General features: G+C 57.3%; 19 protein-coding genes and 1 tRNA gene. 11 read left to right on the forward strand and 9 right to left on the reverse strand.

Features of this window, described 5'->3' with window-relative positions; all coding sequences use genetic code 11:
* Nucleotides 1–22: 22 nt before the first annotated feature.
* Nucleotides 23–568, forward strand: coding sequence for a DsrE family protein (locus BUQ90_RS17260; RefSeq protein WP_074206306.1), 546 nt, complete (start codon nucleotides 23–25; stop codon nucleotides 566–568).
* A 20-nt stretch (nucleotides 569–588) separates the two neighbouring features.
* A complete protein-coding gene (locus BUQ90_RS17265) occupies nucleotides 589–978 on the forward strand; it encodes a hypothetical protein (RefSeq protein WP_074206307.1) in 390 nt (129 codons plus the stop codon).
* On the opposite strand, the gene BUQ90_RS17270 is transcribed toward BUQ90_RS17265, so the two are convergent.
* Nucleotides 965–2,122 (reverse strand): winged helix-turn-helix domain-containing protein, encoded by a 1,158-nt coding sequence (locus BUQ90_RS17270; protein WP_074206308.1) that lies wholly within the window; start codon nucleotides 2,120–2,122, stop codon nucleotides 965–967. The two genes, BUQ90_RS17265 and BUQ90_RS17270, sit on opposite strands and share 14 nt — an antisense overlap.
* 9 nt (nucleotides 2,123–2,131) lie before the next feature.
* Nucleotides 2,132–3,523, reverse strand: coding sequence for a glutamate ligase domain-containing protein (locus BUQ90_RS17275; protein WP_074206309.1), 1,392 nt, complete (start codon nucleotides 3,521–3,523; stop codon nucleotides 2,132–2,134).
* A gap of 57 nt (nucleotides 3,524–3,580) precedes the next feature.
* On the opposite strand from BUQ90_RS17275, the gene BUQ90_RS17280 reads away from it, so the two are divergent.
* The gene (locus BUQ90_RS17280; RefSeq protein ID WP_074206310.1) at nucleotides 3,581–4,414 is read left to right on the forward strand and encodes an LD-carboxypeptidase; all 834 of its coding nucleotides are present in this window, start codon (nucleotides 3,581–3,583) and stop codon (nucleotides 4,412–4,414) included.
* Between the two features lie 6 nt (nucleotides 4,415–4,420).
* On the opposite strand, the gene BUQ90_RS17285 is transcribed toward BUQ90_RS17280, so the two are convergent.
* From BUQ90_RS17285 to BUQ90_RS17295, 3 genes are all read right to left on the reverse strand, one after another.
* Nucleotides 4,421–4,837: a hypothetical protein gene (locus BUQ90_RS17285; protein WP_143182912.1), complete on the reverse strand. Its 417-nt coding sequence runs from the start codon at nucleotides 4,835–4,837 to the stop codon at nucleotides 4,421–4,423.
* Nucleotides 4,834–5,712 (reverse strand): glutathione-dependent disulfide-bond oxidoreductase, encoded by an 879-nt coding sequence (gene yghU / locus BUQ90_RS17290; protein ID WP_074206312.1) that lies wholly within the window; start codon nucleotides 5,710–5,712, stop codon nucleotides 4,834–4,836. Before yghU ends, BUQ90_RS17285 begins: the two co-directional genes overlap by 4 nt.
* A 992-nt stretch (nucleotides 5,713–6,704) precedes the next feature.
* Complete coding sequence (locus BUQ90_RS17295) at nucleotides 6,705–7,922, reverse strand: vanadium-dependent haloperoxidase (protein ID WP_074206313.1); 1,218 nt, start codon at nucleotides 7,920–7,922, stop codon at nucleotides 6,705–6,707.
* Nucleotides 7,923–8,305: 383 nt separating this feature from the next.
* On the opposite strand from BUQ90_RS17295, the gene BUQ90_RS17640 reads away from it, so the two are divergent.
* Nucleotides 8,306–8,644 carry a hypothetical protein gene (locus tag BUQ90_RS17640; protein ID WP_143182913.1) on the forward strand — a complete coding sequence of 113 codons (339 nt, stop codon included), beginning with the start codon at nucleotides 8,306–8,308 and terminating at the stop codon, nucleotides 8,642–8,644.
* A gap of 39 nt (nucleotides 8,645–8,683) precedes the next feature.
* Here BUQ90_RS17640 and BUQ90_RS17305 read toward each other — a convergent pair whose 3' ends face one another.
* The 3 genes from BUQ90_RS17305 to BUQ90_RS17315 form a co-directional block, all read right to left on the reverse strand.
* Nucleotides 8,684–10,351, reverse strand: coding sequence for a winged helix-turn-helix domain-containing protein (locus BUQ90_RS17305; RefSeq protein ID WP_074206315.1), 1,668 nt, complete (start codon nucleotides 10,349–10,351; stop codon nucleotides 8,684–8,686).
* A 154-nt stretch (nucleotides 10,352–10,505) separates the two neighbouring features.
* A complete protein-coding gene (locus tag BUQ90_RS17310) occupies nucleotides 10,506–10,922 on the reverse strand; it encodes a hypothetical protein (protein WP_074206316.1) in 417 nt (138 codons plus the stop codon).
* Between the two features lie 175 nt (nucleotides 10,923–11,097).
* Nucleotides 11,098–12,753, reverse strand: coding sequence for a winged helix-turn-helix domain-containing protein (locus BUQ90_RS17315; RefSeq protein WP_074206317.1), 1,656 nt, complete (start codon nucleotides 12,751–12,753; stop codon nucleotides 11,098–11,100).
* 379 nt (nucleotides 12,754–13,132) lie between these two features.
* Here BUQ90_RS17315 and BUQ90_RS17320 point away from each other — a divergent pair, with 379 nt between their 5' ends.
* Together BUQ90_RS17320 and BUQ90_RS17325 are read left to right on the forward strand one after the other, a co-directional pair.
* Complete coding sequence (locus BUQ90_RS17320; RefSeq protein ID WP_074206318.1) at nucleotides 13,133–15,451, forward strand: sensor histidine kinase; 2,319 nt, start codon at nucleotides 13,133–13,135, stop codon at nucleotides 15,449–15,451.
* Complete coding sequence (locus BUQ90_RS17325; protein ID WP_074206319.1) at nucleotides 15,448–16,059, forward strand: response regulator; 612 nt, start codon at nucleotides 15,448–15,450, stop codon at nucleotides 16,057–16,059. The genes BUQ90_RS17320 and BUQ90_RS17325 overlap by 4 nt, the downstream gene beginning before the upstream one ends.
* Before the next feature lie 58 nt (nucleotides 16,060–16,117).
* Here the strand turns inward: BUQ90_RS17325 and BUQ90_RS17330 are convergent.
* Nucleotides 16,118–16,191: transfer RNA gene (locus tag BUQ90_RS17330), tRNA-Cys, on the reverse strand.
* 272 nt (nucleotides 16,192–16,463) lie between these two features.
* Between BUQ90_RS17330 and BUQ90_RS17335 the strand changes: the two genes are divergently transcribed.
* The 5 genes from BUQ90_RS17335 (at nucleotide 16,464) to BUQ90_RS17355 (ending at nucleotide 22,163) form a co-directional block, all read left to right on the forward strand.
* The gene (locus BUQ90_RS17335) at nucleotides 16,464–17,093 is read left to right on the forward strand and encodes a protein-L-isoaspartate O-methyltransferase family protein (protein ID WP_074206320.1); all 630 of its coding nucleotides are present in this window, start codon (nucleotides 16,464–16,466) and stop codon (nucleotides 17,091–17,093) included.
* A gap of 3 nt (nucleotides 17,094–17,096) precedes the next feature.
* Nucleotides 17,097–18,593: a TolC family outer membrane protein gene (locus BUQ90_RS17340; RefSeq protein ID WP_074206321.1), complete on the forward strand. Its 1,497-nt coding sequence runs from the start codon at nucleotides 17,097–17,099 to the stop codon at nucleotides 18,591–18,593.
* Between the two features lie 102 nt (nucleotides 18,594–18,695).
* On the forward strand, nucleotides 18,696–19,223 hold the full coding sequence (locus BUQ90_RS17345; RefSeq protein WP_074206322.1) for a DUF2497 domain-containing protein: 528 nt from the start codon (nucleotides 18,696–18,698) through the stop codon (nucleotides 19,221–19,223).
* A gap of 75 nt (nucleotides 19,224–19,298) precedes the next feature.
* Nucleotides 19,299–21,386: a S9 family peptidase gene (locus tag BUQ90_RS17350; RefSeq protein ID WP_074206323.1), complete on the forward strand. Its 2,088-nt coding sequence runs from the start codon at nucleotides 19,299–19,301 to the stop codon at nucleotides 21,384–21,386.
* A gap of 105 nt (nucleotides 21,387–21,491) precedes the next feature.
* A complete protein-coding gene (locus BUQ90_RS17355) occupies nucleotides 21,492–22,163 on the forward strand; it encodes an enoyl-CoA hydratase/isomerase family protein (protein WP_074206324.1) in 672 nt (223 codons plus the stop codon).
* The last annotated feature ends 119 nt before the right edge of the window (nucleotides 22,164–22,282 follow it).

Below are 22,282 nucleotides of genomic sequence, written 5' to 3' on the forward strand. Positions count from 1 at the left end.
CTCTCGACAGACAGGATCCGCCATGAAATCTTTTGCCAACGCCTTCTGCCTCAGCATCATGGTTGCCATTACCCCGGCATCGGCACAGCCCGAAGGCTTTGAAACCGGTCCGGTATTCACGGATTTCGGCCCTGCCGCCGAAGTGCAAACGGATACCCCGCTGCCAGCGGACAGCACATTCCGGATCGCATTCGACGTCGCGAAAAAGGCGGATCCGGACAAGCTCAACCGCACCATCGAAAGTGCCGCACGGTTCATCAACATGCATGTGAAGGCCGGTGTACCGGCCGAGAATATCCGGCTTGCGATCGTTGTGCATGGCGGGGCTGCCGGTGATGTCGTCAATCAGGCCGTTTATGGCGCGCGCAATGAAGGCGCGACCAATGGCAGCGCTGCCGCAATCGCGGCGCTGCAGGAAAAAGGCGTTACGTTCCACCTGTGCGGCCAAAGCGCGGCAGCCTACAAGATCCGCAATGCCGATCTGTTGCCCGGCGTGCGCATGGATCTGTCCGCCATGACCGCCCATGCGCAATTGCAACAGCAGGGCTTTACCCTGAACCCGTTCTAGACTGACAAGGAGGACAAATAATGTCCGACAAAATCCGCAATATCGGTTTCTGGTTACTCACCGGCCTGATCGTTGCCGCGTTTCTGTTTGATGCCTGGCTAAATCTCAGTGGTAATCCGGAGATCCAGGCGCAACTGGCCAAGGCCGGCTGGGGCAATGAGCAATTGCCGCTGGGAATCACGGTGATCTTTTACTGCATCATGTTCCTGGTGCCTTACACGCGCAAGGTCGGTTTCCTGCTGATGAGTGCGCATCTCGCCGGAGCGACGGCGATCGAGATTGCGATCGGCAACTATCCGCCCTGGATTCCGGTATGCATGCTGGTGATCCTGTGGACCGGCATGTATCTCAAATATCCGGAAGTATTCGCGATGCAGCGCCAGTCTGAGGAAACCGTCAGTCCCGAATAAATTCCGCGCCGACAAAGCGGGCGAGCCGACAGAGCTCCGCCTCGAGCTTTTCTGCGCGGGCGGGCGTCCATTTGACTTTCGGTTCCGGCCAGAGATTAAGGAGTTTCAGCCAGCCCGCCTTGCGGTCGGCTTTCAGTTCTACCCGGCCGACCATCCGATCACCCTCCAGCAGCGGATAGACATAATAGCCCCATTTGCGTTTCGCCGCCGGCACGAAAATCTCGATCCGGTAGTCAAAGCCGAACAGGCGCAACAGGCGCGTCCGGTCGCGGATGACCGGATCGAACGGGCTCAAGATCCGCAATCTCGAGGTCGGTTTGACATTTTCGGCCAAGCGCGTCTCGATATCCTCCGGTGCCAGCGCCTTGACCCACTCGCCATCCGCCGTCTGCAATTCGACGGGCACCAGCCTGTGGGCCCGGCTCTCGGTCCAGTCCCGCACTTCCTTCGCGCTGGCGGCCGCCCAGAAGCGCTGGATATCCCCCGGCGAACCAAAGCCCAGCCGGTCCAGCGCATTGCGGCACAGCCAGTCAAGCTGGTGCGCGTCTTCATGCTGCGCATCGCGATGATGGTCCGGGATGACCCGTTCGGTGAGATCATAAAATTTGATGAAATTCTCGCGGTGAGACGTGCTCAATTCCCCCGTATACCACATGTGATCCAGCGCCTTTTTGTGCGGTGGCCGCGCCCACATTTCTTTCTTGCCCTCAATCTTGGTATCAAAGGCATGAGTGGAAAGCGGCCCTTCATCGGCAATCCGCGCCTTGATCGCGGCGATCTCGTCTTCGGCCAGCCCGGTGCTGTAGAAGTCGGAGCGGCTCAGGCGCTCGGAAAGCCGGGTGAACTGTCGCTGCCACATCGGGAAAAACTCGATCGGCAGCACCGACGCATCATGGGTGAAATGCTCGAACACGGCCCGGTCTTTCGCGAGCAGGCGATTGAGCATCGGCTCGCGATAATTCTGGTTGCGGCTCCAGAGAATATGATGATGGGCGCGGGTGACGTTGCGGATCGTGTCGAGCTGCACAAAACCCAGCTTGCGGATGATGGCCTGCAGGTCGAGAGGTCCGGTCGGCGCGGTCGCCAGGCCCTGGCTGTTCAGCCAGAGCTGACGGGCATCACGGTTGCGGATCCTCAGGGCCACGACTGCCGATCAACCGTCCAGGCGTTCCAATATGCCGGCGGCGAAGCTGCTCAGCGTATCGTCCCGTGCGCCCATGATCACGATCCGGTCACCGGTACGGGCCCATTCCACGATCCGGTCTCCGCAGACTTCGCGCTCGGCAATATGCACCGCTTCCGGCCCGCTCGTAATGCGGTCGACAATGGCCTCACTGCCCATTGAGCGGTCCACTGTCCCGCCAAAATAGACCGGATCGGACAGCAGCACCTTGTCATCCGCATCCAGCAGATCGGCGAAAACCTCGGCCAGTTCCGCTCCCATCTTGCGGATCGGGCCAAAGCCATGCGGCTGGAAAAACGCAATGATCCGGCCGGGAAAGGCCTTCATGGTCTTCAGCGTCGCGGCGATTTTGTCGGGATTGTGCCCGAAATCATCGATCACGCTGATCCCGCCGCGCGTGCCAACGATGTCGAACCGCCGCGCCAGACCGGTGAAGCCGGCAATGGCTTCGGCAGCTTTCGCAACCGGCACGCCCGCGGCCGAAGCTGCGGTCATTGCGGCCAGGGCATTGGCAATATTGTGGCGGCCCGGCACCTGCAACGTCACGTCCAGCGCCTGCCCGCCTGTCTCCAGAACGAACCGGCTGCTGACCGGTTCGTCGACTATTTCAGTGGCGCGAAAATTGGCACCTTCGCCAAACCCGAAGCTCAGGGAATCAGTCAGCGATAGACCGTTCACCAGCGCCACGGTTTCCGCATCATCGGCGTTCCACACGGCATGGTGCGCCTTGCCCGCAAAGTCGCCGAACAGCACCCGCAATTCCTCGAGGCTCTTGTGATCGAGACTGACATTGTTGAGCACGGCGATTTCCGGATCGAACAGCGCGATTGATCCGTCGCTTTCATCCACCTCGCTGACCATGATGCCGCCCTGACCGACGCGCGAGCTGGCAAAAGGCGCATCATCGGCAACGAAATTCTTCATCACGGCACCATTCATGATCGTCGGATCACGACCCGCCTCGGTCAGGATCCAGCCGATCATCCCGGTAACCGTCGATTTGCCGCTGGTGCCGCCCACCGCGATACTATTTGCTGCCGCGTTGAACTGCTCCGCCAGCAATTCCGCCCGGGTCATCCTTTGGCAGCCCAGTGCATTGGCTTGCGCGACATCTGGCACCGTGTCCTCGATCGCGGCGGAAGCGATTAGCACCTGGTCTCCGCTGGTCAAACCGCTCCCATCCTGCGGAAACAGGCCGATGCCCTTTTCCTGGAGCCAGGCAAATTTCGCCGCCAGCCGCCCCTGGTCCAGCGCCCGGTCGGATCCCGCGACGGCTGCGCCACTCTCGCGAACGATCATCGCCAGCGGCAACATCCCCGATCCGCCAATGCCACAGAAATAATAGGATTTGTCTTTGCTCATCATCCCCCGCTATTGCGTCTGCAGCTTTTTGGCAATCGCAGAGGGACAAAAATCGGCATGGCAAAGACAAGGATCGGGATCTGCGCGCCTTCCACACCGATATATGAGGAAGAAGCACAGCAACTGACAGCGATTGCGGCGGACAGCCATCCGGATGCCGAACTGGTCTTTCATGACCAGTGTTTCGCCATTGCCGGGCATTTTGCCGGGCCCGACGACCTGCGCACGGATGCCTTGCTCTCTCTCGCCAATGACCCGGCAATCGATGCAATCTGGTTTGCGCGCGGTGGCTATGGCGCGGCACGTATCGCGGAACCGGCCCTGGCCGGGCTGACCTCGGCTGCGGGGGAGAAAACCTATATGGGGTATAGCGACGGCGGCAATCTGCTCGGCGCGCTTTATAAAGCGGGAATCGGTGCGCCGGCCCATGGCCCGATGCCGGTTGATATTCGCCGCGACAATGGGGATATCGCCGTCCGCCGAGCACTGGACTGGCTCGTCCACCGGGACAAGGGTGCGCTGGAGCCCCATGTCGAGCCGGGGCAGACATATGCCGCGTTCAATCTGATGACACTGGCGATGATGGTTGGCACGCCACTGCTGCCTGATCTTTCAGGCCATGTGCTGATGGTCGAGGAGATTGCCGAATATCACTATGCCTTCGACCGGGCGCTGTTCAATGTCACCACTCATCTCGCGGACAGCGGTCTGGCCGGCCTGTATCTCGGCCGGGTCAGCGATGTCCCGGTAAACAACCGGCCATTCGGTGAAGAAACCGAGGAGATTGCCAGCCGCTGGTGCGACCGGACCGGGATCCCCTGGCTGGGGCGCGCCGATATCGGACATGACATGGAGAACAAGATTGTCCCCTTTGGCAAGCTCGCCGCCTGATTGTCGTCAGGCCGTACCGGTAAAATAGCGGACAACATCCACCGCATCGATAACCAGCGAGATGCCGTTTATCGTCAGATAGAGCAGGATATATTTGCCGAACAGCGTTTCTGCTGGCGCATGCTCCACGCGCCGGCTCCATATCCAGAGCCAGGCCGGTGTCCAGAATACCAGATGCGCCAGACCGAGGAGCCGGACATAGCCATATTCGGCATAGAGCAAGTTCATCATCGCCGCGGCGGCAAAAAAGGCGGCGAGAATGGCCCAGGCTTCCAGACGAACACCCCACGACTTTTCCCGGCGTCTGAACAGGAACAGGATCGCGGCCATATTGACCGCCCCCATGCTGTACATCCAGATTTTCAGCCAGGTGGGCTGAAGCGCAATCGCTTCACTCAAAGTCGCGGGGTCTATTCCATTCACTCTGCTGCTTCTCCTATTTTGTCCTGTGTCCGGAGTTCAAAATCGCTCGCATCATGGCGTTCGTGCAACTGCCCTTCGGGATCGCCCCAGGCGCGATTGACCATCTTGCCCCGCTGCACGGCTTCTCGCTGACCGATCAGTTCGGTCCAGCGGTTCACATTCTTGTAGGATGCGGTGTCCAGAAATTCGGCGGCTTCATAGACAATGTTCGATACCAGCGCGCCATACCAGGGCCAGATCGCGATATCGGCGATCGAGTATTCGTCCCCGGCCATATATTCATTGTCCGCCAGATGCCGGTCTAGCACGTCCAGCTGGCGCTTCACTTCCATCGCGAACCGGTCGATACAATATTCGATTTTCAGCGGTGCATAAGCATAGAAATGCCCAAAACCGCCGCCCAGATAGGGTGCACTGCCCATTTGCCAGAACAGCCAGTTCAGAGCTTCCGTGCGTTTGGCATGATCTGTCGGCAGCAGGGCACCGAATTTCTCCGCAAGATAGAGGAGGATAGAACCAGACTCGAACAGACGCGTCGGCGGATTGGTGCTGTGATCCATCAGCGCCGGGATTTTGGAATTGGGGTTGATATCGACAAAACCGCTTCCGAACTGGTCGCCATCCCCGATATTGATCAGCCAGGCATCATATTCTGCGCCGGAATGCCCCAGCGCGAGCAATTCCTCCAGCATGACCGTAACCTTGACCCCATTGGGAGTGGCCATGGAGTAAAGCTGCAACGGGTGCTTGCCGACAGGAAGTTCGACTTCCCTGGTTGGTCCCGCAATCGGACGATTGATATTGGCAAACCGCCCTCCGTTTTCCTTGTTCCATTTCCAGACCTTCGGGGGTGAGTAAGCGGCGGGGTAATTCATGTGGGACGTCCTCTTTTCTTTGAGCGGCTCCGGGCGAGCCAACTGCGTGCAAGGATCGCTTAACAAAGAAAAGGAAGGACTGGCAAACAGGCAAAACTTTGGGCGAACCAAGTTTTTGTGAGCTGATGTTTCGGGCAGGCCCGACAAGTGCGAAGGAATCATGCAAATCCTCGCAACAGGCCGATCGCCGGGTGACCTCTTGAAAGTCTACCAAAGTCTCGTTGAAATGAACGCCGATCGCTCGCCGTGGGAAAACGGCTTTTCACTCCCCGCTTTACGGCGTCAGGCCGAACCGTCCGCAGCGAATTGTCATTGGCAAAATCGCCCGGCCCTGAAACAGACCTGCGAAAACCGTGGCCGGACGGCGGGCCATCGCCGCATCCTTCCGCCATCGATCGCAGGTGACCCATCGGCGAGGATTGTGCAGGCGCCGATGCTGCTCGCAAGCTTCGCAGCCAGGCGGATGCCCGCCTTGTGTATAGGGATCTGAATATGGATCGGGTGCAAACCCATTGGGTAAAAGCTGAACCAAATCGACAGAGAGTCCAGGTGTGTTGAGGGTACCTGGACTCTCTGTCTATGGGAGCGATTCGGCACATGGAGGCAACCATGATAGCGACCCTGTGCTCCCATTTTCTGATGCGCATGCCGCGCAAATTCTTCACCGCAGGGCGGCCGTCATGGGGAACACCGAAAGGAGTCCCCTCCACCTGCAAGAAATGAACATTGACCGACAGAAGCTGGACTTTTTTCACCCTTGCAATTGTTGACACCCGATGAGCACAATGCTCCGACCTGCAAATGGGGTGACGCGCGCATACCCCTTGACGAAACGCCACGTTCGGGAAACTCCCGTACGGCGGCATCAGCCCCATTCGCATGATCGCGAGAGCAACGCCCCCTGACCACGAAAAGACTGTTGCCCGGGAATCGCGATAAAAGCTTGCATTTTATCTCTATATTTTCGTTATATTATGTGCTTTTTCAAAGGTTTATAATTCGTCAGGCAGAAATCTGCTCAAAGCATTTCGGGCGGTGATGCAGGCAAACTCGACGGCTTTCTCATGATCCAGCAACCAGTTTACTCCTCCAAATATCCGGCTCATGCCGCAATCTTCCAGTATCTCGCTCAGGCTCGCCCATTGCCGTTGTGGCGCAGCACCATCCAGCCAAAGCTCGGCATCCGGGGCAGTCTGCGCAATTTGAATCCGGTCGGATTGAAGCAAATGGCGCAAGATTTCTGTTCCTGCGGCAGCGATGGCAGAATGGCTGGACGTGTAGGCGGGGTATTCAGGAGTGGGGATGGCACTGCACCAGTCCTTGTCGAGCGTCACCCGAGGATCGGAATTGCCCAGAGCCCCTCCCCTGCAACGGATGGCCGTCTCGGGTCGCATGATGTCAAAGTGATATTTGCTATCCCAGGCCTGAACCGTAACATCGGACTGCACCATCCCGATGAGTGCAAACACGCGGGCGAGGCCGAGAAAGTCCAGACCGCGATCGCGCAAGGCCAGGATTGCGATCAACAGAAAATGACCCGCAATGGTCACGCCACCGGGAATTCCGGACCAGAACAGGGCCGATTGCGTCTGGTCAGGCGTCCTCACCATGCTTTGTGCCCCGCCCACGCTGCGGAGCAAGTCAAAGTCTTCGGCAAAATCCGGGCCGGCCGGGTTATGAAAAAAATCGGCCCGCAATGGCGTTTGGCGACAGGATGTCCAGAGCGCAATTTTGCCAAATCCGGGAAATATGCCACCCACATTGGTCCGTGATGCCAGTTCCGGTACCCGGGATTCTTCGCGCCAGGCAGCTTGCCATTTCAATGGATGGTGCGGTCGCGGGTACCGTCCAAGATTATATCCGGACAGACCCGGTTCGCTATCGTCACCGGATCGGGAGCGCATCACAGCCTGCCCGGCAATTTCACCCCAGACGATAGCTTCCGTGACACCGGACCGGTCCGGCAGATTTCCAATGAACCGGTCAAATGCAACCGCACAGGAACAATCCAGCAGATATTCCGTCACCGTCGCAAAGGCCTTGCCATAAGCTGCTTGCGGGTCTGCACCAGCCGGAGCCTGCGCGAGTGCTGCCGCAAGATCTGCCCCAAAGCCCGAAGCGAAATCTTCAAGGCCGGGTCCGGGCTGGTTTCGCGAGCGCTCATGTCCGCGCGGTGTGACGGCTCGCGCCGCCAGGTAGCCGGCCACCATTGGCATTGCCAGACAATAGCTTGACCGGGGGAAAGGAACCTGATGATCCCGCACTTTTTGCAGAAGGACATCGATCCAGTAAAAGACCGTATTACTATTCCGGGAGTCCAGGACTGACGGCAAATAGGAAAAACATTTTTGCGTTGAGTCCGAGCGGGAAGAAGCAGCACCGACTGGCCCGTGTGCCAGCCGTGAAACGGCGGTCTTGCTATCCTGACTTCCCTCTGTCCGAGAATCAGCAGGAACCCGGTGTTCGGTCATGCCGGGAATTCCCGGTCTGCCGCCGGCCCCGGAAAGGTCGAATATGAAAAATCTGGAAATTGTCTCGCCATCGCTGCGACCGCCCCTAATCCGCCCATGACCTTCACCCGTTTGAGCGCAATATGGACTGGAATCTTGCAGATCAGCTGTATTTTTTATCGAAACTGGAACATTCCATACTCGACAATATCCATCAAAAAATTCGCGAAAATGCAGGAAATCTGCAAGCATCGATTGCTGCTACGGATTATAGTGATGTCCTGTTCCGCAATTGTGCCAAGCGATTGCAACATCATCCGATGGGAACAGAGTCAGTTTGTGGTCGCAAATCGATAACCCACATTGTCGGCCAACACCTGGCGCATCAAATCAGATCGACGTCACTGGTCCGGCGATCGCTGATTTTGGAGAGAGCGGCCACCAGCATGTGGTTCGCTCTCTCCCTTATTTGCCCGCGATGACAGATCTGCCCCGGCCAAAAGTTCGGTCGGATTACCGTGTCATCCCGATATCGGGGCGTTTTCGGGAATTCCGGCAACCCGCAGTCCTGACAGACACCTGTTCAGCATCTCCGGATGTTCGAACGGCTGACGCATGGCAAAGGTTTGGACGGCGAAGTCCGGATTGATCCGCAGAATATTCCGCCCCGCTTCCCGCGACTTGTCCGGCTGGCCCAGTTCCGCATGAATGACCGCCAGCGTGCAGTGCGCAAAGAAATATTCCGGATCGAGGCCCAGACATTCGTGGGCCGCTGCAATGGCTTCTTCATAGCGCCTTTGGAACAGCAGAATGGCTCCCAAAACTTCCGGATTACCGGCCTTGTACAAGGGCGCCATGCGCATCGCTTTTCGAAGCAGAATTTCGGCGGTATCCAGATCATTGCGGTACATTTTGACGGCGCCTGCACATCCCAGCGCATAATTGTTATTTGGGCCTTTCTCGATCGCCTGATTTGCCATTCTGTCGGCCTCCTCAAACTGACGAAGCGAGACCAGGATCAGAGACAACAGACCAACAATGCCCGCATTTTCAGGATCAATCTCCAATCCCTGCTGAGCCGCCTCACGCGCCGCATTCAGAGCAAAGGTCTGGTTCCCGGACCAGCCTCCCAAAGCCTCGGACCACCATGAATATCCGATCCAGCTCCATGCACCGGCATATCGGCTATCCAGTTCCACCGCGCGCTGCGCATGCTGCCGTCCCTCCAGGACATTTGCCTGACGATGGGTCAGGCAAAGTTCGCGCGCTTTCAAAACCGCTTCCCAGGCCTCGTAGCTATTTGTCCCCTCGGACCAGAGTCTCGCATCATCTCCGTCGGTCAATTGCACCTGCAATGCCGTGATGATCTCGCGAGTCATTTCGTCCTGCAGTTCGAATATATCACGCATCTCGCGATCATATTTCTCCGCCCAGACATGATCGCCGGTGATGGCATCAATCAGTTGCACCGAAATCCGGAAGCGATCATTAAATCGACGCACGCTGCCATCCAGGACATGCTGGACATCCAGCTCTCTGCCGAGCGCCTGAATGTCGGACAGGTCCGGCCCGTTAGAGTCTGTGGCCGCCTGCCCTTCCGGGTCATCCGCACGCGCCAGCCGTCCAATAACAAACAGCCTTGGAACTTTGGTCAGCGCCGTAATAATATCTTCGCATATCCCATCGGCAAAAAAGCTGTGTTCCGGGTCATCGGACATATTTTTGAATGGCAGGATCGCGATCGCAGCATGACCGCCACCACCCGTTTTCAAAGGTTCAGCGTCCAGTCTGTGGTCGGGCGCCGAAACAGCAAGCGAAGCGGAGGGGCCGGTTTTGCCGATAGTCTGTAATCCATCACGAGCATCAGCAGAATCGGGGTTGATGACGACGGGATTCCCGACAAATCGGAACCCCCGATTATGCATGGTCTTTATCAGCCGCTGCTCCTTGCCATTGTCCGACACGGCCAGGCGGACTGATCGAATCCGGCTGTTTACGACGGCTTCCGATACAATCCGTCCGTTCCAGACCCCCGCATTGATTTCATCTTTTGAAACAACACGGTCATGGTGAGACAACAGCAATTCAAGAAGTGCATAAACCTGTGGCTGCATTTGCACCGGAACACCGTTCCGAAAAAGCTCCTGCAACTTTGTATTCAGTTCAAAATCTTCAAATCGATAAATCATCTTCAGTGCGCCTCTATGCCTCTTGCCAAATCGGCGTCGAAAGATTCTGGCGCACGCTCGGAACGGCACTTGTCAGAATAGCAAATTGCATCAGATTGGAGGAGTCCGTGCCATGCCGGTTCCCTTCGGCCGAAACACATGGGGAGATACCGGATCAGTATTTCGACATCTTTGCCGGGATAACGGGGCGGATGGTTTCATTGTCGTTGACGCGCCTCGGCTTTTCAGCAGGTTTCGCGCGAAAGACAGTTTTCAGGTTGATCACTTTTTTTGTTGCAACACGCGGACGTGACGGGCTTCGCACCGGGCCATAATAGCCAAATTTTCTGCGATGATATGTTGGTTTTCCGGACAAAAGTTCAAAAAAAAACCGGATAGTCCGGGCCAGCAAATGGAAGGTGATCTGACACACCCGCATCAATAGAAGTACCGGAAAGAAGGGAAAAAAACCAAACCGCTTTCGATAGAAATGGGAGAGCTGGTCGTCGCTCCAAAACCGCACATACAGAGCAGCGAGCACGAAATTCAGCGCGAGGTACAGAAGCAAGAATGCCAAAAGTTTGAATGTCATATCACATTTTCCAGTTGCTGATCCCAGACTTTCGCGTTGTGCCAACTAACCCCTCACAACATGACTGGCTCCCCGGCAATGCAAATACCCTGCAAGTTTCAAACCTGGTGGTCAGTTGTGCACATATCCACGTCCCATGCTTGCAGAAGAGCTGCACAAGAGGTCGAGAAATACGCTAAATGGTCCACCGACCCCTCGTTCCGGGGCGCAACGGGAGTCCGGATTTTTCCATTGCGGCCACAATATGTTCAAGCGTCTCAGGATTTTTGTAGGACTGGCTGGCCGCATAGCCGGAGATTGTGAAATGCGGATTGATCCCCAAAAGTTCATCCGCCACCGCACCGGCTTCGGCGATCTGTCCGCGATCTGCCAATATCGCCGCCATGGTTGAATGTATGGCAAAATAGTCCGGAGCGATTTGCAGCCCATAATTTGCCTCCGCAAGAGCCGCATCCGTTTCGTCGCATAACCAGAGCGCCATCACCAGAATGGCCGATGTCCCGGCACAATGCAGAGGGGCAAATTCCATCGATTTCCGCAGCGCCATCACCGAATCTTCCGGACGATCACAATAAAGAAAAACGAGCCCTGCATTGGAAAATACATGCGCATTGCCGGGTCCAAGAGCCATTGCACGACACGCCAGCGACAGCGCCCTGTCATAATCACCTGCGCTCGTGTGAACCAGAGCTAACAGCGACAACAGGTTGGCGTCACTCGGTTCTGTCTCCAATCCGGTATGGATTGCAACCCTGGCTTCCTGCAGCAATATTTCCCGGCGAGACCCGCCGCCATATTGTGCTTCGGCCCAGAAGGAATAGGCTAACCAGTGACTCGCCGCAGTATAGCCGGGATCGATCGAGAGAGCCCTTTGCGCCAGTTCTCTTCCCTCCAGCACCAGCTTTCTGCGGTGTGTCAGACACAATTCTCTTGCGCGTATCAATGCTTCCCATGCCGTGAAATTTTCGGTGCCAGTTGCCCACATTTTCGATTGTTCACCGAAGGCCACATGATATTGCAAGGCCGATACTATTTGACGCGTCAGCTCATCCTGCAGAGCGAAGATATCGCTTTTTTGCCGACTATAGCGATCTGCCCAGACATGTTGTCCGGTTGCTCCATCGATCAGCCTCGCGGTCAGTCGCATGCGATTACCGGAATACTGAATTGTGCCTTCCAGCAAATAGTGAAAACAGGGGATGGTATCATTGGCAACCGACAAGCCCTGGCATTTTTCTGCAGCGGGTTCGGCATTCCAGACAATTGTGCGTAACCGCCGAAGCTTGGCCAGCGCAACAATGATGCTTTCCTCTATCCCGTCCGCAAATTTGTTCTGATCGGCATTGTCGGCACAGGACTGGAAGGGCTTGACCGCGATCGTCAGCGCGGTTTCTCGCGCTGCTGCTGGTACTGCCGGTCGCAAAGAAGAGACCTGACGCCGCCCGCCAATATGCTCCGGTAGCCGGGTTGATGGCCTGTCCGTCAATGGCACATCCTCACTCAGTTTTCCGGCAAATCGAAATCCGCGATTGTGCACCGTCCGGATCAGGCGCTGCGCTTTCCCGTCATCACCCAAAATTGTTCGCGCCGACCGGATCCGGCTGTTCACGGCGGAATCCGACACGGTGCGGCCATCCCAGACATGATCCAGCAATTCCTGTTTGGAAATCATCCGATCGCCATTGGCAATCAAAAGCGCCAGCAATGCGAAGACTTGCGGTTCCACATGCACGGGAGCGCCATTCCGGCGCAATTCCTGAAGTCGCAGATCAAGTTCAAACCCTTCGAACCGGTAAACCGGATGAAAGTGATGATTTGCCTGGATCAGCATCGTAAGCCCCCTGCTGTTCCCTGGACGATGTTATCACAAGTCGTCAGCGGAAGTGCACAAGCAATGATTGATAAAATCGGTCGCGACGGGTGGTGCCGATCCTTTGACGGACGCTGGCAAATGTCCTTTGAAGAATATTTATCCGCCGCCGGATTCCTCCGGTCAGCAGCGCTGCCAGGGTTTTTGATTTCGAAAAAACAGACTGCCATTTGTACCCTCCAGGGAGGAAATCCTCCCCTCCACCCCGGCTAATTGACGGACATTGGGATTTCGGGGAAGCCCAAATTAGTTTAGGGTCGGATCGAGGTAGAGGCAGGCATTGGGTCATGTCTGAGGGTCATTTATGAAAGCAATGTGGGATTTTTGCCTGGGTTTACTCATGCTTGCCGCGCTGCTCTGCCCCGGTCAGGCGATTGCCCAAATCTCGTCACCTGACCGTAATGGGATTCAGTCAAGCCCAACACTGCGCTCGACATCCACCATCGCGATTCCCGTTATCCCGCTATACGCAGGATCGGATGGTCCTCCGCTCGCGCCTTATATCAGATATGCCCGACATGTTGCGGGGGACGCCGCTTCCGAAAACTGGGATAATCTGGCGCCCGACCTGCTGGAACTCAACGTGTCAAAGATCCAGTTCGGGCCTGGCGGACCCAATACCATCCTGGTGCGTTTTCGGGTGCAGAATGCAAGCGCAAAGCAAGGCACCTGGCTGCTGACAACCGGTCGGGGTGCGATGAAGGATTTCAAGCTTGCCGAGCGGGTCAATGGCCAGACACGGCTGCTCATTGATGGCACCAATCTGGAGCAGGTCCGGGAGCTGTTGCACCTCTATCATTCTTTCACGCATGTCCTGGAACTGGCGCCCGGAGAAGAACGCGAGTTTGCGCTGAGTTTTCAGGGTGTGCACTCGACCTTGCTGCCGCTCGCGATCCAGACAAACGAGACGTTTATTGAACAGCGATACTGGAACATTGCCCTGATCGCAGGCGGTGTTTTGGGCCTGTTGTCGCTGGCGATCATCATGGTCATTTTCTACTCCACCACGGGTCGGCCAGAATTTCTCTGGCTGGGCCTCGCCGATCTGATGCTCACCGCCTATATTCTGCATATTCCCGGCTACACAACATTCTACTTTCTCTATGACAAAAGCATCTGGATTTTTGCCATCGGCCTTATTCTGCCAAGCGCTCACGCTTTTTTCTGCGCCCAGTTCGCACGGGTTTTCCTGAAAACCTCTGTCAATTTTCCCGTCGTCAACAAGGTGCTGATCGGTCTGATGCTGTTATGGGCATTTGTATCCTTGCGGCGCACATATCTGGCCCTGAATGACCTGGCCACCGATACAGCCTGGCTGGACACGGTCACCGTTTTGTCGATTGCCATGTCGCAAATCATGCTCCCCAGCATAGCGATTCTGGCCGTCATCAGGATGGGCAGCCAATATTGGCCGCTGATCGTCGCATGGGGCGGGTGGGCGCTGTTCAACATCTATGCACTGTCTTCCACAATTGCCCTTGTCCCCGGACTGCCTTTCAACTGGCACTATGTCGGAATTGCCGCCCTGCTTTCAGCGCTGTTCGCGACCCTGGCTCTGGCGCTGCACATCCGCCGCGTGCATATTGACAAGCTGGTTTACGAACGGGGCCTCAACAAGAGCCTGCAGAAACAGATCGAAATCCAGGAAGATGCCATACGTCTCGAACGGGAAAAGGCATCGGCCATTGCAACGATCAACGACCAGGACAACCTTATTCATGCCTCCGGGCATGACAGCCAGCAAGTGCTGATGGCGCTGAACAGCATCGCCAATGTCACGGAAAAAATGCCGTCGGACGCTTTGCCAAGCAATCTTGGAGACCTGCTCAAATCTTCCGCCTCCTACCTTCAGGATATTGTTTCCACGACAACATCCGGTGCCATATCGGGGTTCGAAAACTCCAGTTTCATCGCATTGACCCGTTTCCGGTTCGCCGAACTGATCCAGCCCATCGAGATGATTTATCGGCCGTTATTCATCAAAAAGCAGATAGAGCTCAAAGTCGATATCCGGTCGGATCACTGGATCGTGAGCGATCGCGCCTTGCTCGCACGGGTCTTGTCCAACCTGCTGAGCAACAGCCTCAAATTCACGCAACGGGGTGAGGTGACGCTGACGGCATGGACCGAGCATCGCAAGGCAGTTCTTGAGGTCCGGGACACAGGCATCGGCATGGACCCGGACTTGTTGAGCAGACTGGGAGGTCCACAGGAAGGACGGGTGAAGATCCGGGACGGAGAAGGGTCCGGCTTTGGCCTCCTGTCTTCCCGGACGATCATCTCCAGGCTCTTCGGCACACTGGAAATAGACAGTCGCAAGGGATCAGGAACCACGATCACGGTCAGCTTGCCGCTGTCCGATGCAAAACGGGCGGAACCTGTCCCCGCGAACGGCATGAAGAATATCGTTTCGCAGATCGCATTGGTGGATGTTGACGAAATCAGTCGCCGGGAATTCGAGGATCAGCATTTGTGCATGTCTTGTGGCGACCGCAAGCAGGACAACACACAGATTATCCCTGTAACCCACGACAATTCGGCAAGTATGCGCAGCTGGATCGGGTCTTTCTCGGATCTTGGCCTGGTCAAGCCGGTCTGGTCCGACATGCTGGATCATCCCGCCGTCCAGAATGTGCAAAACCGGGCGTACGGCAAATGACGAAGAAGGTTCTGCATGTTGACGATCACGAACTGACGCGCGCTGGCTGTGCGCTCGTTCTCGCCAGTCAAGACCGGTATGAACTGGTCCACGCATTGGGCAAGGGCAGGGATGTTCTGCCCTGGCTCAAAGACCATGACGTGGATGTCATCCTTCTGGACATCATATTGGAAGACATGAGCGGTCTGAGTTTGCTGGCAGAATTGGCCGCCATTCCGGACACGCGCGTCATCATCCTGACCGGGCAAAATGACGCCAGACAGTTCCGGTTTGCCCTGGACATGGGCGCGAGCGGGATTGTCCAGAAATCCGATCCAGGAGACGAAATCCTCGCCGCGCTGAATGCGATTGACGGCGAAACCCCCTATCTCTCTCCCTCCATCGCCAGCCAGCTGCAACGACTCGGCGCACCGCCGGTACAGCTGTCACCCCGTCAGGCCGCCATATTGCACTATATGGCGAACGGAGAAACCAACAAGGAAATCGGCGCGAAACTCGGAATTGCGATGCCGACGGTTTCCTTTCATATCGCCGAAATGCGAAGAAAGCTGGGGGTATCGCACAACCGGAAAATTGTTCAGGCGGCGAAGGAAATCGGCCTCATATAGAAGCGCGGCAAGACGCCTGGGCGTCCAGCTGGTGTTATGGCGGAAAAAGAAAGTCTCCTGGAGGCCCGAGCCGGAATCGAACCGGCGTACACGGATTTGCAATCCGCTGCGTCACCACTCCGCCATCGGGCCGGAGAGGGGGCGCAATTGCTTTTCTTTGGGGCCAATGTCAACCCCGTATCCATGCCGCAGATCCGGTTATTGTCTGTTTCGGCACCGGCACAACCAGCCCGAAATGAAGTTATCTGCCGGATTTCGCCGCAATCTGTCTTGGCGATACTGCGAACTGGCGCTAGAAGCACCCGATAAGCCGCCATAGTGTATTGCCTAAATAATACAGAGGTGGCATAGGGTAGAAGTTCAATCACAAGGGATTCACGGTGGGTCAGGAAAATTTCCGGGAAATGCGCAAGGCAATGGTGGTCAGTCAGCTGCGGACGACAGATGTCAGCGACCCGCTAGTCATCGCCGCGATGAGCGAAGTGCCCCGCGAAGACTTTGTTCCGGCGGCATCTCGCAACGTGGCCTATTCGGATCGCGGGGTCAGCGTCGGGAACAATCGATCTCTGAACGCGCCACTTTCGACAGGCCGGTTGCTGACCGCCGCGGAATTGCGTCCGGACGACCGGGTGCTCCTGATCGGAGCTGCAACAGGCTACACAGCTGCGGTTTTGTCCAGAATCGTTGGACAGGTGACCGCCGTTGAGCAGTCGGCGCGGTTGGTCACGAAGGCCGAGGAAAATCTCGAGGGACTTGCCAATGTGACCGTGCACAAGGGTGAACTGGATGCAGGCTGTGCCGACAGTGCACCCTATTCGGTCATTGTCGTTGATGGCGTCATTGAACAGGTGCCGGATGCACTAGTCGCGCAGCTTGAACCGGAAGGCCGTCTTGTGGCGGCGATTGCCGACCGCGGTGTCGCCCGACTGGCACTTGGACGCAAGGCCGGCAATATCGTGGGATACCAGTATTTCGCGGACTGCGGAGGAATCGTCCTGCCGGGATTTGAAACGGCACAAGGTTTTGAATTTTAGGCCATGACAACACAGCGCAGGAAGGAAAGGCTCCCCTTGAACAGATCGTTGCTGCTTGCTGGCGGCGCCATCCTGGCGACCCTGTCCGTGCCGGCTTCCGCCGATACGTTGCGGGAGGCATTTGTTGCCGCCTATCAGACCAATCCGACATTGTCCGGTGCACAGGCAGGGCAGCGGGCGCTCGATGAAACCGTTCCGATCGCCAAGGCCGATGGCTTGCCCAATGCGGGGTCACAATTCACTTATCAGGAGAATTTTCTCCGAAATTCCAACAGTTTCACCGCCCCTCTGCGGCAAGGTGTTGCCGCAGGTGATATCAACGTTCCGATCTATTCGGGCGGGGCGGTCAAAAATGCCGTTCGGGCTGCCAAGGTGCGGGTTTCAGCCGGTCAGTATGACCTGCGCGGTACCGAAGCCAGCCTGTTCAGCAATGTCGTCGCCGTCTATATGGATGTCATCCGTGACGAAGCCATTGTCCGGCTCAATCGCGCCAATGTCGGCGTCTTGTCGGTCAATCTCGAGGCGACCAGCGATCGCTTCGAGATCGGCGATCTGACCCGGACCGATGTGGCCCAGTCTGAATCCCGGCTGGAAGTCGCAAAGGGCCAGCTGGAAACCGCCCGTGCCAATCTGATCACGAGCAAGGAAAACTATATCGCTCTGGTCGGCAAGGCACCGGGCGAACTGGAACCACCGCCTCCCCTGCCCAATCTTCCGGACAGCCCGGACAAGGCGGTCGAATTCGCCCTGCAATACAACCCGGACCTGCTCGCGGCAAAGGAACGGAGCGATGCGGCGGAATTTGACATCAAGGCCGCCAGAGCCGCAACCAAGCCGCGAATCACGGCGTTTGCCCAGGGCAATTATGTGAATTTCTTCGACACGCTCGGCGGAAATGTCCCGGGTGCGAGTTTTGTCCAGGAGCAGTCTTCGGCCGAAGTCGGGGTGCGGGCAACGGTGCCCATCTACCAGGGCGGCCGCCCAGCGGCGCAGATCCGTCAGGCACAGGCCCGGTCGGGTCAAAGCTACGAGCAGGAGATTGCGGTCGAACGCAATATTATCGCCCAGACACGAGCGGCCTATTCCAGCTGGCGCGCATCCGAGCGTGTCATCCAGTCGTCGGAACGCGCCGTCGCCGCGAGTGCGCTTTCGCTGGAAGGAGTCAGGGCAGAAAACAGTGTCGGAAACCGGACCATCCTGGATATACTGAATGCCGAACAGGAACTGCTCAATGCCCAGGTTAATCTGGTGACGGCACGGCGCAACAGTTATGTCGCAGGTTTTGCCTTGCTGGCAGCAATGGGTCGGGCCGAAGCCCGGGATCTGGGCCTGGAAGGCGGGCCACTTTATGATCCGGAAGTCAATTACAAGCGCGTGAAGAACATTTTCTATGACTTTCACAGCGACCCGAATCCGGAGCCCAAGGCGACCCGGACTGTCGATACACCGGCGCAAACGGCAGATATCCCGCCCCTGCCAGGACCGGTCGAACCCGAATAGGGTATAAATCACTATTGTCCCGGTTGCCCAAAACATGGTTAATGGTCTAAAGATCGCCGCTGCACAGGGGTGTCGGACGGAGTATCGGGGAGTTTCTGCGAGATGACAGATCAAAACAAGGAATCGTCGATGGAGGAGATTCTCTCCTCAATCAAACGCATCATCGCAGAAGACAAGGCGATCGAAATGGATCGTGCCCCGGCAGAGGAGAGTCAGACTCCGGTTCGCCAGCGCGAGCCCGAACAATCGGCAACAGAATCTGAATCTGCCTTGGACGACGCTGCCGATTTGGAGGAAGAGGAAGAGATTCTCGAGCTCACCAACGAAGTGACCGACGCGCCTCAGGCCTCCACCCCATCATCCGCTCGGGGTGTTTTTGGTGACCGCCGGAAAAAGGCACGGCTGATCGATGACCAAAAGCTCGATTCCATGCGTCAGTCCCTGTCGGCTCTGGTGGCGATGGACAATGCCAGCAGCCCCGCACCGGTCAAGCCGGTCAACGGCACTTCGCTGGAAGACCTGACGCGGGAAATGATGCGGCCGATGCTGGAGCAGTGGCTCAACGACAATCTCCCGCAGCTGGTGGAAGAAATGGTCGCCGAAGAGATCCGCCGGATCAGCCAGAAATAGATCCCGCCCTTCCGGTTTTCCGATCTGGCTGATCAGGCCAATTGATCTTGGGGGCAGCCATGCTAAACCCGCCCGATGAAGAGAAAAATCCCCGCATCGCTGGCGGCCCTGTTTCTGACCGGGACGCTTCTTTCCGCCTCCATTGTTTCCGCACGGCCGATGACCGCAGAAGATCTGGCCACTTTGAATCGGCTGGGTTCTCCCGCAGTTTCTCCTGACGGAAACTGGGCGGCTTATCAGGTGACCGAAACCGATCCGGAAAGCTATCAGCGCAACACCGGGCTGTATCTGCTGGATCTCAATTCGAGCAATGCTTTGCCCCGGCGACTGGCCGACCGTGCCGATGCCAGCGAACATAGTCCGTCATTTTCGCCGGATGGAAAGTCTCTCTATTTTCTCAGCGACGCCAGCGGCAAGGAACAACTCTGGCGGGTAGATATATCCCCCGACGGACAGACTGGCGAACCGGTTCAGGCCAGCGACCTGACCGCCGACATTGCCGGTTTCCACATTTCTCGATCCGGCAAGAAAATCGCTCTTTGGGGCGATATTGCACGAGATTGCGAGACATTCGGCTGCGCAGATGACGGCAATCGCGCCGAACCGGGACCGGGGACCGGCCGGGAATATGACGAGCTGTTCGTTCGTCACTGGTCGAGCTGGGAAACACCAGGAAATTACAGCCGGATTTTTGCTTTTGACCTGATGAACGGAAAAATTGCCGGCAATGGCGCCGCGCTCGACGGGGATCTGGTCGGCGACAGCCCGTCCAAACCCTTTGGCGGGGGTGAGGAGATCGCCTGGACACCGGAAGATGAAGGCGTGTTCTTCGCCATGCGGATCGCGGATCGCAACGAGCCGAAATCGACCAATCTGGACATCTACGGCACCATGGCCGATGGCAGCCGGACCAAAAATTTCACCGAGGCCAACCGGGCAACAGACACGATGCCGGTTTTCTCTCCCGACGGACTGTGGCTCGCCTGGGCCGCGATGGAGCGTCCCGGTTATGAATCCGACCGGCTGGTGCTCAAGGTCCGCGGCAAGAGCGACAAATCCGATGGCTCGGAAGACCGCCTGCTGACCGCCGACTGGGATCGTTCGGTCGGCTCCATTGCCTGGGCCGCCGATGGCAAGAGCCTCTATGTCACGGCGCAGGACGTGCTCGATCATCCGGTCTTCCAGGTCGATTTCGAAAGCGGTGCGGTCACGCGGCTGACCGGTGGCGGCAATGCCAATAATGTCATTCCGCTGGCAGACGGGTCAATCATCTACACGCTCAACAGCCTGCAGGCGCCGTCCGATCTCTATCGGCGTACGCCAGACGGAACAGTGCGTCAGCTCACCAATGTCAACGGATCCGAACTGGCCGCGATTGACGAAGTCGATATCCGCCGGTTTGATTTCAAGGGCGCCAATGGCGCCCAGGTCTGGGGCCAGATAATCAAGCCCAAAACCGGCAAGAAAAAACTGCCCATGGCCTTTCTGGTCCATGGCGGACCGCAGGGCAGCTTCGGCAATAGCTGGTCGTCGCGCTGGAATCCCAAGGTGATGGCGTCGCAGGGCTATGCGGTTGTCACCATCGATTTCCACGGCAGTGCCGGATATGGGCAGGAATTCATGGACTCGATCAATCAGGACTGGGGCGGCAAACCGCTGACCGACCTGAAACTGGGACATGCCGCGGCGCTCAAGCTTGACCGGCAGATTGACGGCACCCGGTCCTGCGCGCTGGGCGCGAGCTATGGCGGCTACATGATGAACTGGATCTCCGGCAACTGGCCCGACCAGTTTGACTGTATCATCAATCATGCCGGCATTTTCGATCTGCGCAGCTTCGCCTTCAGCACCGAGGAATTATGGTTTGACCAGTGGGATCATGGCGGTCCGTGGTGGAGCCGGCCCGATGCGGAAAAGTGGAATCCTGTCAACCATATCGAAAAGTGGAAAACGCCGACCCTGTTCATCCATGGCGAAAAGGATTTCCGCATTCCCTATACCCAGTCGCTGATGCCCTTCACCTATGCGCAGGAACGGAACATTCCCTCGCGGCTGCTGATCTTTCCGGACGAAAATCACTGGGTACTGAAAGGCAAGAACAGTGTGCAATGGCATCGCAATGTGTTCGACTGGATGGCCAAATGGACAAAAAGCGAGGAATAGGGCCGTCATGCCAGCGCAGGCTGGCATCTCTGGCGAACAGACTCATAGCCAGTGCATAAACGCTCTGGACCCCAGCGTTCGCTGGGGTGACGAAAAGGAACGAACATGACTTATTTCACAACCGAAGATCGTGACGGCACGATCATCATCACGCTGACCAATGGCGAACGCAACACGCTGAATCCGGAGCTGCTGGAAGAAGGTGCAGCCCTGCTGGAAGGTCTGGCGCAAAACCCGCCGAAGCAAGGCGTGGTGCTGACCGGCGCCGGCGAACATTTCACTTGCGGGATGGACACCAAGGTCGCCGCTGCTCTGGATGAGGCTGGGCAGAAACGCGCCGTCGCCGGAATCAACGCCTTTTGCGCCGGTCTCCACCGGCTGCCCTGTGTCCTCGTGGCGGCGGTCAACGGCAATTCGATCGGCGCGGGCGGCATCATGATGCTCTGTGCCGACTGGGTCTATGCTGCCACCGGCAATTACAAGATCGGCCTGCCCGAGGCCAAAGCTGGCCTGCCGTTTCCGCCGGTGCCGCAAGTGGTGCTGGACTATGGGCTCGAGCCCTCGTGGCGGCGGCGCCTCGCTCTGTCGAGCATGTTGCTGGCTCCGAACGAGGCGATCGGCGCCGGCATGGTTGAAGCCACGGTCATGGCAGATGACCTGATCGATATGTCGGTGACCAAGGCCCAGGAAATGAGTGCTCAGCCTGGCTTCAAGGCCTGCAAGCGCCAGTTCCGCGCGCGGGCCAATGCCGAGATTGATGCAATTTCGGGGGATTGAATTTTTTTTAACCTCAAACGCCGGGCGGCGACATCCGTCGCCTTGGCTACGCGCCATAAGGCGCGGCGGCCGGTCGGCCTTGCCTCGCTGCGCTCGGTTCGGTGATCTTTCGATAGGGT

The organism is Parasphingorhabdus marina DSM 22363 (assembly GCF_900128895.1).
Taxonomy (GTDB): Bacteria; Pseudomonadota; Alphaproteobacteria; order Sphingomonadales; family Sphingomonadaceae; genus Parasphingorhabdus; species Parasphingorhabdus marina.